This window comes from Xanthomonas hortorum pv. pelargonii (assembly GCF_024499015.1).
GTDB lineage: Bacteria > Pseudomonadota > Gammaproteobacteria > Xanthomonadales > Xanthomonadaceae > Xanthomonas > Xanthomonas hortorum_B.
The window spans coordinates 2,005,586-2,020,502 of record NZ_CP098604.1 but is presented as its reverse complement, the minus strand read 5'-3'; the positions used below and the strand labels follow the sequence as shown (position 1 = coordinate 2,020,502).

The following is a 14,917-nucleotide window of genomic DNA, read 5'->3' as shown; positions in this document are numbered from 1 at the left end:
TGCCGCAGCCACGGAACGACATGGTGGTACTGACCCTGATCATCAATAGGCAATGCAGCCTTGCTACATGGCTTGTGAGCTCAGGCCTTCCAGGTCATTGCCATTAGGCTACTAAGGCCTTTGGCGATCCATAGAGCGCCGGGGACTTTACAGAAGAGCTTCGGCACGGTGATATAGGCCGACGAAAGCGTGGTGAATTTATAACTTTCAGAGGTCACGGTTTAGGCTAAGTTCCATCGAATTTTCGAAAAATTGGTTCGGAGCAAGCGCTGTAAACAATCGCGCACTTTGATCCTGCAAATTCTTTGTTGGCCTGATTGCATTGATTCAGTGCAATGTCGCTTGCTTTCTGTACGGTGCTGGCTCCGATGAATGTGGAGTATCCCTCAGAAAATGGCTTGTCATTAACATGGGGCTCGGCAACAACTGCGCACTGATTTCTATAAGACAATCCTATCTGGCAGTTAGTTTCGCCGTGCGATCCACATCGTAATAATGCATCTACCTCTGCTTCTGCTTTTGAAAGTTTTCCCGTCGTTACGCCGTAGCTTGTAACTGAGTCAATGGATCCCATGGCTATGGCACCCCACGTCTTAATCCATTTTCCGCTCGGCCTAGCTTGTTGTTGGTTACTACCTTGAGGTAATGGGGCGCATGCCATTGCTCCTTGACCACCTATCGGATACTGGCCCGGCGGGCATCCGCCTTCGGCGCGTGCAAAACCAATAAAAGAAAATGCATAAAGAGCTAATAAAAATAAGATATTCAAAAATGGTCTCCAGTCCAGGCCAATCGACTGTTATCTTGGATAACACCACAAAGCCAGCGTAATGGATCGTGGCGACATCATTCACGAGAGGATCCATACATTCGTCGAGCGACCAGTATGCCTCACATGCTGAGTGTAGGTGAGGGCGTACGGTCAGGCGTGGGACGTACGCGCTGCTCATCGAGCGCTTGCGATTGGCGAATGCTTTCGTCCAAGGGGGGCATGGGAGCAGAAAGGTCTACCTTGACCCGAAAACCCGGTGTCTGACCAACGATCCAGACATTGCCTTGCTGTAACGTCACGCTCTGCAGCTGATCGGCCCGCACGATGCCTTCGCGCTTTGCCTCCACCGTTGCATGCATCGCGATGGCCTCGGATGTGCCTGCAGGAAGTTTGCTGTGGATGGCTTGGTAAAGCTGGTCGTTGGGCACTGCTAATTGTGGCGTTCTGGATGCAGCTGTCTCAGCTAGCACCGCTCCAATTACAACTGGCTTGAACGTGAACTTCTCCGCCAATGCCTTATCGACCGGTTGTGCATCCAGGCAGTCGATGCGGCAGAGCGCAGGTGGCGCCAGTTCTGTCTGCACGCCGCGCGCGCCGGTCTTGTCGTACAGCGAAGTGCTGTAGATAAACTGATGTTCTTCAGAACGGTGTACCACATTCATTTCTGGCGCGCTTGGAACGGCACGTTTATCTAGAAACGGCTGGGCACTTAAGCCGTTGAGATAATCCACCATGACGTTGCCGCTGCGGATGGCGAGGCCATTTTGGCTATAACTGCCACCGATGTCGCTATGCGCGCCACCTACGGTGACGTTGAGGAAGCGGCCGTCTTCTGTGCGGCCGGCATCCATAATGGCCGTGGACTGGAACAGATTGCGGCGCTCGTCCTCGGCAGTGATCTGGAAGCCGGAAATCACTGACGGCGGCAAGCGCCGGTCATGATCGCGCGGAACGCCAGTGCCGACAGGATCGAATAGGCCGACAGCCTGGGCAACTTGTCCTGGGGCAACCAGCGGTGGCTTGGTGAATTCAATATGCTCGATCAGGCCATTAGCTCCGCGCTTGATCACCATACCTTCCGGATCTTGGATGCCACGCTCGTGGACCAGGCGTGCGAAGCCGGCTGCTTGCTCAGCGCCACGGCTGAAACCTATCGGAGCGACACTGATCTTTGCCCCGGGGTCCTCTCGAATCCACTTCGCTGATTGCTCCGCAAATTTTACGTACATCTCTTCAAGGCGTGCCTCATAGGTGTAGCCCTGCATGAGATCGCGTGTACCGCCTAGCCCACCTTGGGTGCCGACACCTTCGACATATCCGGCGCCGATATTTTCCAGTCCCTCCTTCCTCCGTGCAGCATCAATCTGCAGGTAGGCTTCAGCGACATTGGTGCGATGCTCAGGCGCGTCTTTGTACAAATTATTGCCAGTACCATCGAAGGCGGCAACAAATAAACGGGAATGTGGCTGCGCAGAGTCCACCATGATAGGTATTGTCTGGGCCGAGAGCGCCTTGCTCGCATCGCCGTAGCTAGCAATATCCTTCCTGATTAGCCCTGACCATCAGCCGCCTGTCGCAGGATCTGCGCCGCGCTGGGTGGATGCTGCTGTCACCTGAAGCCAACGAGGTGGCGTGATGAGTATCAATGCCGTGCAGTTCCAAGCGGGATTGTCGATGCCTGAGTTCTTCGCGTCCTACGGCACCGAAGCCAAGTGCTATCGCGCGCTTTACAAGTGGCGCTGGCCGCAAGGCTTTCGTTGCCCTGTTTGTGCCGGACGCGTGCGCTCGCGTTTCAAGCGGGGTGCTGCGATCTACTACCAATGCAGCGCGTGCCGGCATCAGACCAGCCTGATTGCAGGCACGATGTTCGAAGGCACCAAGCTGCCGCTGCGCACCTGGATGCTGGCGTTGCACCTGCTGACCTCGACCAAAACCAACATGGCCGCGCTGGAGTTGATGCGGCATCTGGGCGTCAACTACAAGACGGCCTGGCGGATGAAACACAAGATCATGCAGGTTATGGCCGAGCGCGAATCCATGCGGAAACTGGCGGGTTTCGTGCAGATCGACGATGCCTATCTCGGCGGCGAGCGTAACGGTGGCAAGGCCGGACGCGGATCGGAGAACAAACAAGCGTTCCTGATTGCGGTGCAGACCGATGCCACCTTCACCGCGCCGCGCTTTGTGGTGATCGAGCCGGTGCGCAGCTTCGATAACACCTCGCTGCAGGACTGGATTGCCCGTCGCTTGGCGCCCGAATGCGAGGTCTACACCGATGGGCTGGCCTGCTTCCGCCGGCTAGAAGACGCCGGCCACGCGCACACCACGCTGGACACTGGCGGTGGTCGTGCCGCGACCGAAACGGCCGGTGCACGTTGGCTCAACGTGGTGCTGGGCAATCTCAAGCGCGCCATCAGTGGCGTGTATCACGCCATCGCGCAAGGCAAATACGCAAGGCGTTACCTGGGAGAAGCGGCCTATCGTTTTAATCGTCGATTCCGCTTGCGCGAGATGCTGCCACGACTTGCCACGGCCATGATGCAATCCACACCATGCCCAGAGCCGGTTTTACGTGCAGCGAGCAATTTTCATGGCTGAGAGTCGGGGCTAATCAGGATATCCTTTGCATCGGCTGGATAAGTGGTCACACCATCCGGAAGGGGTTTCTTCTCCATGAAACATCTCCATGATTACAATGACAAAAAACAGGGAGCGCTAGTACGATCTTGTCCACGCTACGACCAAGTCATCTCTAAAGCTACTGCGAGGATTTCCTGGGATCTGAGGGGTTTTTGTAGGGATGAAGGCACGCATGTAAACATTCACCGTACGATCATTCACCTCCAATACGATTTCTGGATCACCAATTGAAATACCCTCCGGGATATCTTCGCGTTTGACGTTATGACGAATCAGACGGTCATGGAAAATTTCTTCCAGATCGACCTTGGCTTCATGGGCTTGACCATCCTTTGAGCGCCAGGAGATTTCAATGGGTGGCGGGAAGTTCTTTACGCCAAGATAGCCGCCACCGAGGTTGGAAGGATACTTGGCGCCCAGCGAGGCCGAAGACACTTCGAGCTTGTCATCCGGGTCATCGATGAACAGGAAATTGTTATAGCGGACCTTGCAGCCGTAGGTCGAGTAGCAGGCTGCACCAAAGCTATGGCGTACAAACTTTAACGGCCAGTCTGCCACGGTATTATCAGGTTTTGCATAGGCAGTGTTCATAGGGTTGCAACCTGTCAAAGAAAGTAAAGACAAGTGGAACAGCATTATAACTACATTTATGCGCCTGATCATGGTGTAGGGCCATGCAGGAATAAATTGAATCCCTGCATGTGGTAAGCGTGACTTCGATAATCTCCCATTTGCTTTTATATTTTCCTTAGAACTTTTCAAAAATCGGTTCTGAGCAGGCGGTATAAATAACCTTGCATTCCGCTGAGGGAGCGGATTTATTATCGTTTTTGCATTTTTCTAAGGCCATATTACTTGCCTTAAGTGTCGTGCCATTTCCCATAAACTGAGAAACCCCGCCTGCAAATGGGTTTCCTTGTATTTGAGGTTCGGCAACAGCTGCGCATTGATTTTTATAGGATAGTCCAATTTGACAGTTGGTTTGTCCGCGAGAAGCGCAACGATTTAATGCATCTTCCTCCGCTTCAGCTTTCGATAGCTTCCCCGTAGTTACTCCATAGGTAGGTATGGAGTCACTGGATCCCATTGCAATTGCTCCCCAGGTTTTAACCCATCTACCAGAAGGGCGCGGTTGTTGTTGTGCGTTTTGTTGGGGAATTGGTGCGCATGCTATCGCACCTTGACCGCCGATGGGATACTGACCAGGAGGGCAGCCTCCTTCCGCATTTGCAGGGCGTGCAATGGAAATAGCGATTAAAAATAAGACCCAATAAATTCTCATATATAAAAACCTGTATTATATAATCCGATTATCTGTCTGATTTGCTATTCCCCTTGAGCCGCTGTTCTCGGGGGGTGTTACTTGCGGTAATCCAGCAGACCTTTGTGATCCCGATGTAACCAGCGGATTTCCTTGCGAAGCCGAATTGTCCCTGCTAATCGGTTGTGGTCCGTACGTCCCGGGCGCCTGTCCCTGTGGTCCCGGAGCGGAGCCCGTTCGATCAAACGCCGAGAAAGCCATGAAGCTACCCATGCTGCCCTGCCACAATGCAGCCGCGACGGTGGGCATGGTGATGATGACAGTGGTCAGCAATAGACCGATGCCGCCTTGCTGCATGGCTTGCGAGCTCAGGCCTTCCACGTCATTGCCCATCAGGCTGTTGATGCCTTTTGCGGCCCACAGCGCGGCGGCTACCTTGTAGGAGAGCTTGAGCACGATGGCCGAGACCACCGAGAGCATGGACATCGAGAACAGCGTGCCGATGACGTAGAACAGCCATTTCTTGAACAAGTCCTTGGTGGCATCGAACATGAGCGCCAGGACGAAAATCGGCCCGACGCCGATCAAGAAGGCCATGGTGAACTTGAACAGCAGCAACATCGCACCGGCCGCCATAGCCGGGCTGGACGCGCCAACGCCTGCCATCAGCATGGCGCTGCGCTTTGCTCAAGCGACTCCGGGTCGTCCGGGTCGATGCGCACCACATCCACCGCCGCCAAGGCGAGCTGGGTCAGCGCCAGATTCTGGTCGATCGCATCGGCCGACGTGGTGTCTTCTTCATCGGTGAACAGCTGATGCAGCTGTCGACTCCCCGTAAAATTGATCCATCCATAACTAGAGGTCTCCGGGCACACTAGCCACCAAGGAGACCAACGATGCGCAAGAGCAAGTTCACCGAAAGCCAGATTGTCGCCACGCTGAAGCAGGTTGAGGGCGGCCGCCAGGTCAAGGATGTGTGCCGTGAGCTGGGCATTTCCGATGCGACGTACTACGTCTGGAAGTCCAAGTACGGTGGCATGGAGGCAGCCGATGTGCAGCGCCTTCGCGACCTGGAGACCGAGCACAGCAAGCTCAAACGCATGTACGCCGAGCTCGCCATGGAAAACCATGCATTGAAGGATGTCATCGCAAAAAGCTGTAGACCCGGCGCACAAACGCCCGCTTCTTGCCTGGCTCGTCGAGCAGCATGGCTGGAGCGAGCGCCGGGCCTGTGCGGTCGTTGGCGTGGCTCGCTCGACAGTGCGCTATCGGCGTCGTCCCGATCGCGACGAGGAGGTCATTGCGCTGTTGTCCGAATTGGCCGAGCGTTTTCCCGAGCGTGGTTTTGGAAAGCTCTTTCAGATCATCCGCCGTCGCGGACATGTGTGGAATCACAAAGGGTGTGGCGCGTGTATTGCCTGATGAAACTCAATCAACGTCGTCGCAGCAGGCGCCGGGTCCCGACGCGTCATCCACAACCGCTGGCATGCGGAGAGCGACCCAATGCTGGATGGTCGATCGACTTCATGTCCGATGCGTTGTGGGATGGTCGACGCTTCCGCACGTTCAATGTCATCGACGATTTCAGTCGGGAAGCCTTGGCGATCGAAGTGGACTTGAATCTCCCGGCCGCCCGCGTCATCCGCACCTTGGAACGCATCGCAGCCTGGCGCGGCTACCCCGCCAAACTTCGCTTGGACAATGGCCCGGAGTTTGTCGCATTGGCCTTGGCCGAGTGGGCCGAGCGCAAAGGCATCGCCTTGGACTTCATCGAGCCGGGGCGTCCAATGCAAAACGGTTTTATCGAACGCTTCAACGGCAGCTACCGGCGCGGCGTGCTGGACATGCATCTCTTCCGCACGCTGAGCGAGGTTCGCGAACAGACCGAACACTGGCTGGCCGACTACAACCAGCAGATCCCGCACGACAGCCTGGGCGGGCTAACGCCCGCCGAGTTCCGTGATCAACATCAACCGCAGACCTCTAATTTTGGCTGGCATTGAATTACGGGGAGTCGACAGTCGTTTGGAACTGTTGATTGTGAAGCTTTGAGTGCGTGCGGCTCAGCCGGCACCGGTCCAATCGCAACCGGCTTGAACGTAAATTTCTCTGCCAAGGCCTTATCGACCGGCTGTGCATCCAGGCAGTCGATACGACACAGCGCAGGTGGTGCCAGTTCTGTCTGCACGCCGCGCGCGCCGCTCTTGTCGTACAGCGAAGTGCTGTAGATAAACTGATGTTCCTCAGAGCGGTGGACGACATTCATTTCTGGTGCGCTGGGCACCGCGCGCTTGTCCAGAAATGGTTGGGCACTCAAGCCGTTGAGATAATCCACCATGACATTGCCGCTACGAATGGCAAGACCGTTTTGGCTGTAGCTGCCGCCGATGTCGCTATGTGCGCCACCCACGGTGACGTTGAGGAAGCGACCGTCGTTTGTGCGGCCGGCATCCATGATGGACGTGGACTGGAACAGATTGCGGCGCTCGTCCTCGGCAGTGATCTGGAAGCCGGAAATCACCGATGGCGGCAAGCGCCGGTCATGGTCGCGCGGCGTCCCTGTACCGACCGGATCAAAGAGGCCAACGGCCTGGGCAACCCGCCCTGGGGCGACCAACGGAGGCTTGGTGAACTCGACGCGCTCAATCAAACCATCGTTACCACGGTGCACAACCATGCTTTTAGGGTCGTGGATACCGCGTTCATGCACCATGCGAGTGAAGCCTGCGGCCTGCTCTGCGCCGCGGCTAAAGCCCATTGATGCAAGGCTTATCTCCGCGTGGGGATCTTCGTCCAGCCAATGTTTGGCTTGCTTCGTAAACTGGAAATACATTTCTTCAAGCCGGGCCTCATAGGTAGTGCCCCGCATGAGGTCGCGTGCGCCGCGCAGCCCTCCCTGTGTACCTACACCTTCGACGTAGCCAGCGCTGATATTCTCAAGGCCTTCTTTCCTGCGTGCCGTATCGATCTGCAGGTAAGCTTCTGCCACATTGGTGCGATGCTCTGGCGCATCCTTGTGCAGATTGTTGCCAGTACCATCAAAGGCAGCAACGAACAGGCGCGAGTGCGGCTTAGTGGGATCTACCATAATTGGCGTTGCTTGCGCCGAGAGCGCTTTGCTCGCATCGGCGTAGCTCGCAACATCTTTCTTATCTGCTGGATAAGTGGTCACGCCATCAGGCAATTGTTTCTTCTCCATGAAACATCTCCGTGATTACGGTTGCTATGAATAGCAGAATGCCTAGTAAACCTTGCTCCATGCTAAAACTAATTCGTCTCGATAGTCGCTGTTGGCATTACTTGGATTGCGGCGTGATTTCGTGGGAACAAACGCCTTCATGTACACATTAACCGTGCGATCGTTAACTTCTAATACGATCTCAGGATCGCCGATGGAAATGCCTTCTGGGATGTCCTCGCGTTTGACGTTATGACGAATCAAACGGTCATGGAAAATATCTTCCAAATCGACTTTGGCGTTGTGGGCCTGACCATCTTTTGAACGCCAGGAAATTTCGATGGGCGGCGGAAAATTCTTAACACCGAGATAACCGCCCCCAAGATTGGAAGGATACTTTTTCCCCAATGAGGCCGACGACACTTCGAGCTTGTCATCCGGGTCATCAATGAACAGGAAATTGTTGTAGCGGATCTTGCATCCGTACGTCGAGTAGCAGGCTGAGCCAAAGCTATGCCGCACAAACTTCAACGGCCAATCTGCCACGGTATTGTTAGGTTTTGCGTAGGCGGTATTCATGGGGTTACACCCTGTCAAAAAAATAGGGCAAAACAGAGTAGGGCTCCAATATGTAGATTTCGCATAATGAGGTTGGTGCTTTATAGATTTTAGTCCTGTGATAAAGCCTGCGCATGTGTCCAATAAAGTAACTTACGCTTCGGGTTTATTTATGGAGCTCTTAGAACTTTTCAAAAATTGGTTCGGAGCAGTCTGAGTAGAAAACTCGGCAGGTCATCTTGTTTTTTGATGTGCATTTTTCCGATGCTTGACCTTTGATTTTTTCTAAGGAAGGGCCTGCCACGAACTGCAAGCTTCCCGGAATTGATTTTTCGCCTTTATAGGGCTCTGCAACAGCAATGCATTGATTTTCATATGTGGTCCACCCTTTGCACTCGGTGCCTCCACCTTTGACGCAATTGTTAATCGCATCTTGTTGAGCATCACTTTTAGATGTTTTTCCAATTGACGCGCCTATCGCGCCAGTGTCGGCCTTATCAAGCGCAACGGCACCCCATGTTTTTATCCATTTCCCGCTAGGCCGAGATTGTGTTTGCTGTGCTTGATTTTGAGGTAGGGGCGCGCATGCCATCGCCCCTTGTCCGCCTATGGGATATTCACCCGGAGGGCAGCCTTGTTCGGCCATTGCGGAGAATGTAGAAAATAAAAAAGTAAATGCAATCAAAATATGTGTTTTCATAATTAGTCGACAAGTAACTGAATTCAAAGAAATGGAAGTGTGGCCACTTTATTTCACGCTACACATCTAAGTTGCTGCCTCTTCCTGCATTTCCTCTGGAGCCTGGTACTTGCGTTAATTCTGAGCTGCTTCCGGTCGTAACCTGCCTTGCATTTTGGTTGCCTGTCCCAGAAATCGTATTTCCAGAATTGGAACCGCTATTTCTATCGATTTGCTGCGGTAGATAAGACCCCGGCGCCTGTCCCTGTGGCCCCGGGCTTGATCCCGCACGATCAAACGCCGAGAACGCCATAAAGCTCCCCATGCTGCCCTGCCACAATGCAGCCGCGACAGTAGGCATGGTAATAATCACCGTAGTCAGCAACAAGCCGATACCGCCTTGCTGCATGGCTTGCGAGCTCAGGCCTTCCACATCGTTGCCCATCAGGCTGTTGATGCCTTTTGCGGCCCACAGTGCTGCAGCCACCTTGTAGGAGAGCTTGAGCACGATGGCCGAGACCACCGAGAGCATGGACATCGAGAACAGCGTGCCGATGACGTAGAACAGCCATTTCTTGAACAGGTCCTTGGTGGCATCGAACATGAGCGCCAGGACGAAGATCGGCCCAACGCCGATGTCGATTGGGCTAGAACGCCTTATAGTTCCTAGCTTCACGAAGGATTTATTTTAAAATTGAATAAAATAGAATCAGCTCTAATCTCCTTAGAACTTCTCAAAAATTGGTTCAGAGCACGCTGTATAGATAACTCTGCAATTAAAATATTTGTTGTCTTTTCGGCATAATGAGAGTGCGTCATCGCTTGCAAGTTGTTTGGATGGTGCTCCAGTAAATGCAAGCTTTCCTGGCGCGGCTTTCTCTCCCTGATATGGCTCAGCTATTGAATTTCTAAAAATTTTGAAATACTTGTTCGGTGCAGTTGCTATAAATAATTCTGCATTGCGCCGGGGAGGGTTGTTCTTCCTGCATTGGGATGAGGCATCAGCGGACGCTGCATCAATTGTTGCGCTTCCAGAGAAATGTATGGTTCCCGAGGGCTTTCCATTTATCTCAGGAGTAGATATTGCAGCACATTGATTTTCATAGGTGAGCCTGACTTCACAATTAGTTTCTCCGTGTGATGAGCACTGTGTAAGTGCTTCCTCTTTTGCAGCAGATTTTGAGAGCTTGCCACTGGACACTCCGTAATTGATAACGGAATTGATTGACCCCATTGCAATGGCGCCCCATGTTTTAATCCATTTCCCAATTGGTCGAGGTCGTGCAGGCGCGACTTCTCCTTGAGGCATCGGTGCGCATGCAATTGCGCCTTGTCCGCCAATTGGGTACTGACCGGCGGGGCATCCGCCTTCCGCATATGAAAAATCCGCGTGTAAAGCTAAAGCAAAAATAAAGAAGCAAGAAAATCGCATAATTATTCTCGACTAAGGTCAAATTACTTGGTTGTTTCCTTGGGAAGCTATACCTCTAGACCCTGGAGCTTGCTGCTGTATCGCTTGAGATTGTCCTCCAGTGACTTGCTGACTAGTGGCAGTGGAGGGAGCGCTTGTTGAGTCGCGTGGCACTGAGGTATTGCTTGCTCCTTGCTGCGGAATATACCCACCCCCAGCCTGCCCCTGCGCAGCCGAGCTTGCAGTAGGCCGATCAAACGCCGAGAACGCCATAAAGCTCCCCATGCTGCCCTGCCACAACGCCGCTGCCACGGTAGGCATGGTGATGATGACAGTGGTCAGCAATAGACCGATGCCGCCTTGCTGCATGGCTTGCGAGCTCAGGCCTTCCACGTCATTGCCCATCAGGCTGTTGATGCCTTTTGCGGCCCACAGCGCGGCGGCTACCTTGTAGGAGAGCTTGAGCACGATGGCCGAGACCACCGAGAGCATGGACATCGAGAACAGCGTGCCGATGACGTAGAACAGCCATTTCTTGAACAGGTCCTTGGTGGCATCGAACATGAGCGCCAGGACGAAGATCGGCCCGACGCCGATCAAGAAGGCCATGGTGAACTTGAACAGCAGCAACATCGCACCGGCCGCCATGGCCGGGCTGGACGCGCCAACGCCCGCCATCAGCATGGCGCTGCGCTTTTGCTCGAGCGACTCCGGGTCGTCCGGGTCGATGCGCACCACATCCACCGCCGCCAAGGCGAGCTGGGTCAGCGCCAGATTCTGGTCGATCGCATCGGCCGACGTGGTGTCTTCTTCATCGGTGAACAGCTGATGCAGCTCCTTGTCCAGGTTCTGGGTGAGCGTCTTGTGCAGCGGGGCGCCGTTGGTGCCCAGACTGGTGGCGATCATCACGATGAAGACGATCTTGGTCGCCTTGCCCATTACCGCCATGGCCGACTCGCGCGACTGCCCGGTGGCCAAGCGGTAACCCACGACCATCACCCAGAGCGTGGCCAACACCATGGCTGCGATATTGACCCAATCCATCGCATTCTTCAGCAGTTGCATGCCGAATTGGTCGATCTCGTGATTCAGATAATCGTTGATCAGTTTGAAAAAAACGTAATCGCCGATGCCTGTATCGGCCATCGGCCGCAACCAGCTCATCGCCCCCTGGAAAACGCTGTCCATGATTCTTCCCGTTAATGCTGATAATGCTGATATTGCGCGCCGTGATTCTCCGGCACGTGTTTAGTCGACCGACAGTGCCGTCTTCAATGCAGCAGCCTGAACGAGCTGGCCCAGTATCTTGTTTGGCCCCTTGTCGCCGTTGAGTGCGCGTTTGGCCAACCGCTTCTGATCGTTCTTGAGTGCTACTTCGTAAGAGTCGTACGCCTTGACCCTGGCCTGCCAATAATCAAGATCCATGGAGTTCTGCGTCATGAAGCGCGCTACTTCATTATCGTTGGCTGCCAGGGCGCCCTGGCTCGTGCCAACCGTTCTGCGCTGCCGTTCCACCCTGTTCTGGAAGTCCTGGTTGCGCTGGACCAACCGCTTGAGCATGCGTACCGATTCGTTGTAACGCGCATTGTCGGTCATCACCAGCAACTGGCAGACCTTGAGTTGTTGCGTGACCAAATCACCCTGCATATCGAGTGATATGTTCGGCATCGAGGACTTGATGGCGTTGCCCACTATCGAGACCATGTCACTGCCTCCGGCCCCGGGGCAGGCGTTCTCCATCCCGTAGTTGAGGTCACGCTCGGTGAAGTTGTCCTGCATCGTAGAGCCAGTCAGGTTCAGGCTCTGCAGTTTGATCAGCTGTTGCTGGTAGTGATCGTATTCTTTCTTATACTGCGCAGTAGTCTCACCCCAGCGTTTCAATTCCTTTCCGTATTCAGCAATAATGCTTTCCAGCGTCACCGGGTCATGGGTAATCACTTGTGCGTTTGCTTGACCAGCACAGAGCGCGATGGCGAGGAGCAGGCCTGCTGCAAGGCGTGACAGCGGCGCGCGCGAACGACGGGCATGTTCAATCATGGCGTGTCTCATTAGGTTGTGACGTAATGCAGAAGTGGTGACGGGCGGCAAGCCCGCAGGACCTTCCTGATCCTGGCCTATTAGCAAGCGCATGTAAGTGTTGAAGCGTCGACAGATGCCCGCGCCGACGTGGTCGTCGACGCAGAGATCATTTCTGTAAGTGCCTGCCACGGCCATCTTCCTTGTATGCGGTTAAACGCAGGTCTGCCGTAAGGTGCCACAACTTACGGCGGTTTTCCATAATTTTAATGAGTTGCCAAAAGCTGACTGTGTTCAGATTTTGCCGGGCTCATCAGGTGCGCCAGTGTGCACCGTCAGCTGGCGCGATCACCCTGAAAGTTGCTGTTGAACCGCGGCGTCACCGTATTTTTGGGGGCACCTGCGAGCCTGCATCATTACCTCCCGCCGGCACCCAGATCGCCATACCAGCCGCGCGTTTCTGCGTGGTCGGGATCCCGATCCCCAGCCCGCCGCCGACGCGGCCGCCGTAGCTGCCGCCGCCCACCGACAGGCCGCCGCCGGAGCGTTCCGAGCCTACGCCCACAATGACCACGCCGTTGGCGCCGAGCTTGGCGGCTTCGCGCTTCAGCCGCATGACGGCGGCATCGGTCTGGCCCTGGGTGCCGAAACCGGCGGCGCTGGTGGATTCGAGCTGGGCGATCTCCACCGAGCCGACCGGGGCGTTGGAGTACACCTGGACCTGCGCCGGGTCGATCGGCGCGCGCGCCTGGCCCAGCATGACCTTGGAGCTGCTGGCGCAGCCGGCCAGGAGCATGGCGAGCGCAGCGGCGATGACGACATGCTTGTTCATGGTGAAGCCCCTGTTGAACGACAGTGACAGCGATGATCCGGCGCCCGGACTGAATCGCGCCGGACTTTGCCGCACCCTAGCCATGCCCATGTGAGGCTGCCGCCAAGCCGCCATTGGTCAGGGTGACCACCTGCCCACTGCGTCTTGGCGGACGCGGCGCTAAGCTCAGGCCTTCTATGAATGACGAGGTGACACGTGGGATTGATCAGCCTGCTGTGGGGCATTGTGGCGCTGCTGTGGATGGTTCTGGCCTTTATCCCCTTGTTGGGTTGGGGCAACTGGTTCCTGATTCCGTTTGCGGCGGTGGGCGCGCTGATCGCGGCGATCGCGCTGCTGTTTACCTCGGCCGGCAACCGCGGGCGTGCCAAGACTGGCTTGCTCCTCAATGCCGTAGTGATCGTGGTCGGGGTGATCCGCCTGGGCCTGGGCGGTGGGGTGATCTGACCCGCTGGAGCGCTGCGACACAGCGTCGCAGCGCGTCCAGCGACGAATGGCGGGCGTAAACTTGTGGGCTGCTGACAGGAGCCCACGATGGCCCATCCCCACTACCGTCCCCGCCGCATGCGCCATGACGCGTTTTCGCGACGGTTGATGCGCGAAAACACGCTGACCACTGACGATTTGATCTGGCCGGTGTTCGTGCATGAGTTGCCTGGCCGTGCGCCGATCGCGTCGATGCCGGGCGTGGAACGCCTGTCGCTGGACGAGTTGCTGCGCGAGGCGGAAAACGCGCTGGAACTGGGTATTCCGGTGATCGATCTGTTCCCGGTGATCGACCCTAGCGGCAAAAGTCTGGACGCCGCCGAAGCCTGGAACCCGGACGGCCTGGCGCAGCGTGCGGTGCGTGCGCTGAAAGCGCGTTTCCCCGAGCTGGGCATCATGACCGACGTGGCGCTGGATCCGTACACCACGCACGGCCAGGACGGCATCATCGATCACAAGGGCTATGTGCTCAACGAGATCACCGTCGAGGCGCTGGTCAGGCAATCGCTGTCGCATGCCGAAGCGGGCGTGGACATCATTTCGCCGTCGGACATGATGGACGGCCGCATCGGCGCGATCCGCCGCGCGCTGGATGCCGACGACCATCTCAACGTGCGCATCATGGCGTATTCGGCCAAGTACGCCTCGGCGTTCTACGGCCCGTTCCGCGATGCGGTGGGCAGCGCCGGCAATCTGGGCAAGGCCGACAAGACCACCTATCAGATGGACCCGGCCAACAGCGACGAAGCGATGCGCGAGATCGCGCTGGACCTGGAAGAGGGTGCGGACATGGTGATGGTCAAGCCGGGCATGCCGTATCTGGATGTGGTGCGGCGGGTCAAAGAAGAGTTCCGTGTGCCGACCTTCGCGTATCAGGTCAGCGGCGAGTACGCGATGCTCAAGGCCGCCGCCGCCAATGGCTGGCTGGACGAGCGCCGCTGCGTGCTGGAAGCGTTGATGGCCTTCAAGCGCGCCGGCGCCGATGGCGTGCTGACCTATTTCGCCCCGCAAGTGGCGCGTTGGTTGCGCGAGGGCTGATTCCCGTGCAGCCAGCACGCACGCGGATGACGGTGGTGATCGAGCAGTA

General features: G+C 55.9%; 15 protein-coding genes and 2 pseudogenes. 4 read left to right on the top strand and 13 right to left on the bottom strand.

The genetic code is table 11. The annotated features are described in order from the left end of the window. Positions 1-226: 226 nt before the first annotated feature. Both NDY25_RS09035 and NDY25_RS09030 read right to left on the bottom strand, forming a co-directional pair. Positions 227-769: a DUF4189 domain-containing protein gene (locus NDY25_RS09035; protein ID WP_168959977.1), complete on the bottom strand. Its 543-nt coding sequence runs from the start codon at positions 767-769 to the stop codon at positions 227-229. Positions 770-891: 122 nt separating this feature from the next. Next, on the bottom strand, positions 892-2,256 hold the full coding sequence (locus NDY25_RS09030; RefSeq protein ID WP_233366655.1) for a T6SS phospholipase effector Tle1-like catalytic domain-containing protein: 1,365 nt from the start codon (positions 2,254-2,256) through the stop codon (positions 892-894). 151 nt (positions 2,257-2,407) lie between these two features. Between NDY25_RS09030 and NDY25_RS09025 the strand changes: the two genes are divergently transcribed. Continuing rightward, on the top strand, positions 2,408-3,370 hold the full coding sequence (locus tag NDY25_RS09025) for an IS1595 family transposase (RefSeq protein ID WP_006448937.1): 963 nt from the start codon (positions 2,408-2,410) through the stop codon (positions 3,368-3,370). Positions 3,371-3,487: 117 nt separating this feature from the next. Here the strand turns inward: NDY25_RS09025 and NDY25_RS09020 are convergent, their stop codons facing one another. The 3 genes and pseudogenes from NDY25_RS09020 to NDY25_RS09010 all read right to left on the bottom strand — a co-directional run. Beyond that, positions 3,488-4,003 (bottom strand): hypothetical protein, encoded by a 516-nt coding sequence (locus tag NDY25_RS09020; protein WP_168960138.1) that lies wholly within the window; start codon positions 4,001-4,003, stop codon positions 3,488-3,490. A 157-nt stretch (positions 4,004-4,160) separates the two neighbouring features. Then, positions 4,161-4,694 carry a DUF4189 domain-containing protein gene (locus tag NDY25_RS09015; protein WP_251755326.1) on the bottom strand — a complete coding sequence of 178 codons (534 nt, stop codon included), beginning with the start codon at positions 4,692-4,694 and terminating at the stop codon, positions 4,161-4,163. A 15-nt stretch (positions 4,695-4,709) separates the two neighbouring features. Beyond that, positions 4,710-5,500 (bottom strand): annotated as a pseudogene (locus NDY25_RS09010) (TrbL/VirB6 family protein); the annotation flags it as partial. Between the two features lie 69 nt (positions 5,501-5,569). Here NDY25_RS09010 and NDY25_RS09005 point away from each other — a divergent pair. Further along, the gene (locus tag NDY25_RS09005) at positions 5,570-6,676 is read left to right on the top strand and encodes an IS3 family transposase (protein WP_256627888.1); all 1,107 of its coding nucleotides are present in this window, start codon (positions 5,570-5,572) and stop codon (positions 6,674-6,676) included. Here NDY25_RS09005 and NDY25_RS09000 read toward each other — a convergent pair. From NDY25_RS09000 to NDY25_RS08965, 8 genes and pseudogenes are all read right to left on the bottom strand, one after another. Next, entirely contained in the window at positions 6,643-7,872 is a 1,230-nt protein-coding gene (locus NDY25_RS09000; protein ID WP_256627887.1) for a phospholipase effector Tle1 domain-containing protein, read from the bottom strand. The two genes, NDY25_RS09005 and NDY25_RS09000, sit on opposite strands and share 34 nt — an antisense overlap. A 42-nt stretch (positions 7,873-7,914) precedes the next feature. Next, on the bottom strand, positions 7,915-8,430 hold the full coding sequence (locus NDY25_RS08995) for a hypothetical protein (RefSeq protein ID WP_168960118.1): 516 nt from the start codon (positions 8,428-8,430) through the stop codon (positions 7,915-7,917). A gap of 160 nt (positions 8,431-8,590) precedes the next feature. Then, positions 8,591-9,109, bottom strand: a complete 519-nt coding sequence (locus tag NDY25_RS08990; RefSeq protein ID WP_168960119.1) for a DUF4189 domain-containing protein — start codon at positions 9,107-9,109, stop codon at positions 8,591-8,593. A gap of 58 nt (positions 9,110-9,167) precedes the next feature. Beyond that, positions 9,168-9,725: pseudogene (locus NDY25_RS08985) on the bottom strand (type IV secretion system protein); the annotation flags it as partial. An 87-nt stretch (positions 9,726-9,812) separates the two neighbouring features. Continuing rightward, positions 9,813-10,520: a DUF4189 domain-containing protein gene (locus NDY25_RS08980; RefSeq protein WP_256627886.1), complete on the bottom strand. Its 708-nt coding sequence runs from the start codon at positions 10,518-10,520 to the stop codon at positions 9,813-9,815. Positions 10,521-10,538: 18 nt separating this feature from the next. Beyond that, the gene (locus tag NDY25_RS08975; protein ID WP_233366623.1) at positions 10,539-11,687 is read right to left on the bottom strand and encodes a TrbL/VirB6 family protein; all 1,149 of its coding nucleotides are present in this window, start codon (positions 11,685-11,687) and stop codon (positions 10,539-10,541) included. Positions 11,688-11,747: 60 nt separating this feature from the next. Beyond that, positions 11,748-12,707 (bottom strand): hypothetical protein, encoded by a 960-nt coding sequence (locus tag NDY25_RS08970; protein ID WP_315974245.1) that lies wholly within the window; start codon positions 12,705-12,707, stop codon positions 11,748-11,750. 187 nt (positions 12,708-12,894) lie between these two features. Continuing rightward, positions 12,895-13,347: a hypothetical protein gene (locus tag NDY25_RS08965; RefSeq protein ID WP_168959825.1), complete on the bottom strand. Its 453-nt coding sequence runs from the start codon at positions 13,345-13,347 to the stop codon at positions 12,895-12,897. A gap of 201 nt (positions 13,348-13,548) precedes the next feature. On the opposite strand from NDY25_RS08965, the gene NDY25_RS08960 reads away from it, so the two are divergent. Both NDY25_RS08960 and hemB read left to right on the top strand, forming a co-directional pair. After that, positions 13,549-13,791 (top strand): hypothetical protein, encoded by a 243-nt coding sequence (locus NDY25_RS08960; protein WP_176339772.1) that lies wholly within the window; start codon positions 13,549-13,551, stop codon positions 13,789-13,791. 87 nt (positions 13,792-13,878) lie between these two features. Beyond that, a complete protein-coding gene (gene hemB, locus NDY25_RS08955; protein ID WP_168959824.1) occupies positions 13,879-14,868 on the top strand; it encodes a porphobilinogen synthase in 990 nt (329 codons plus the stop codon). Positions 14,869-14,917 lie beyond the last annotated feature (49 nt).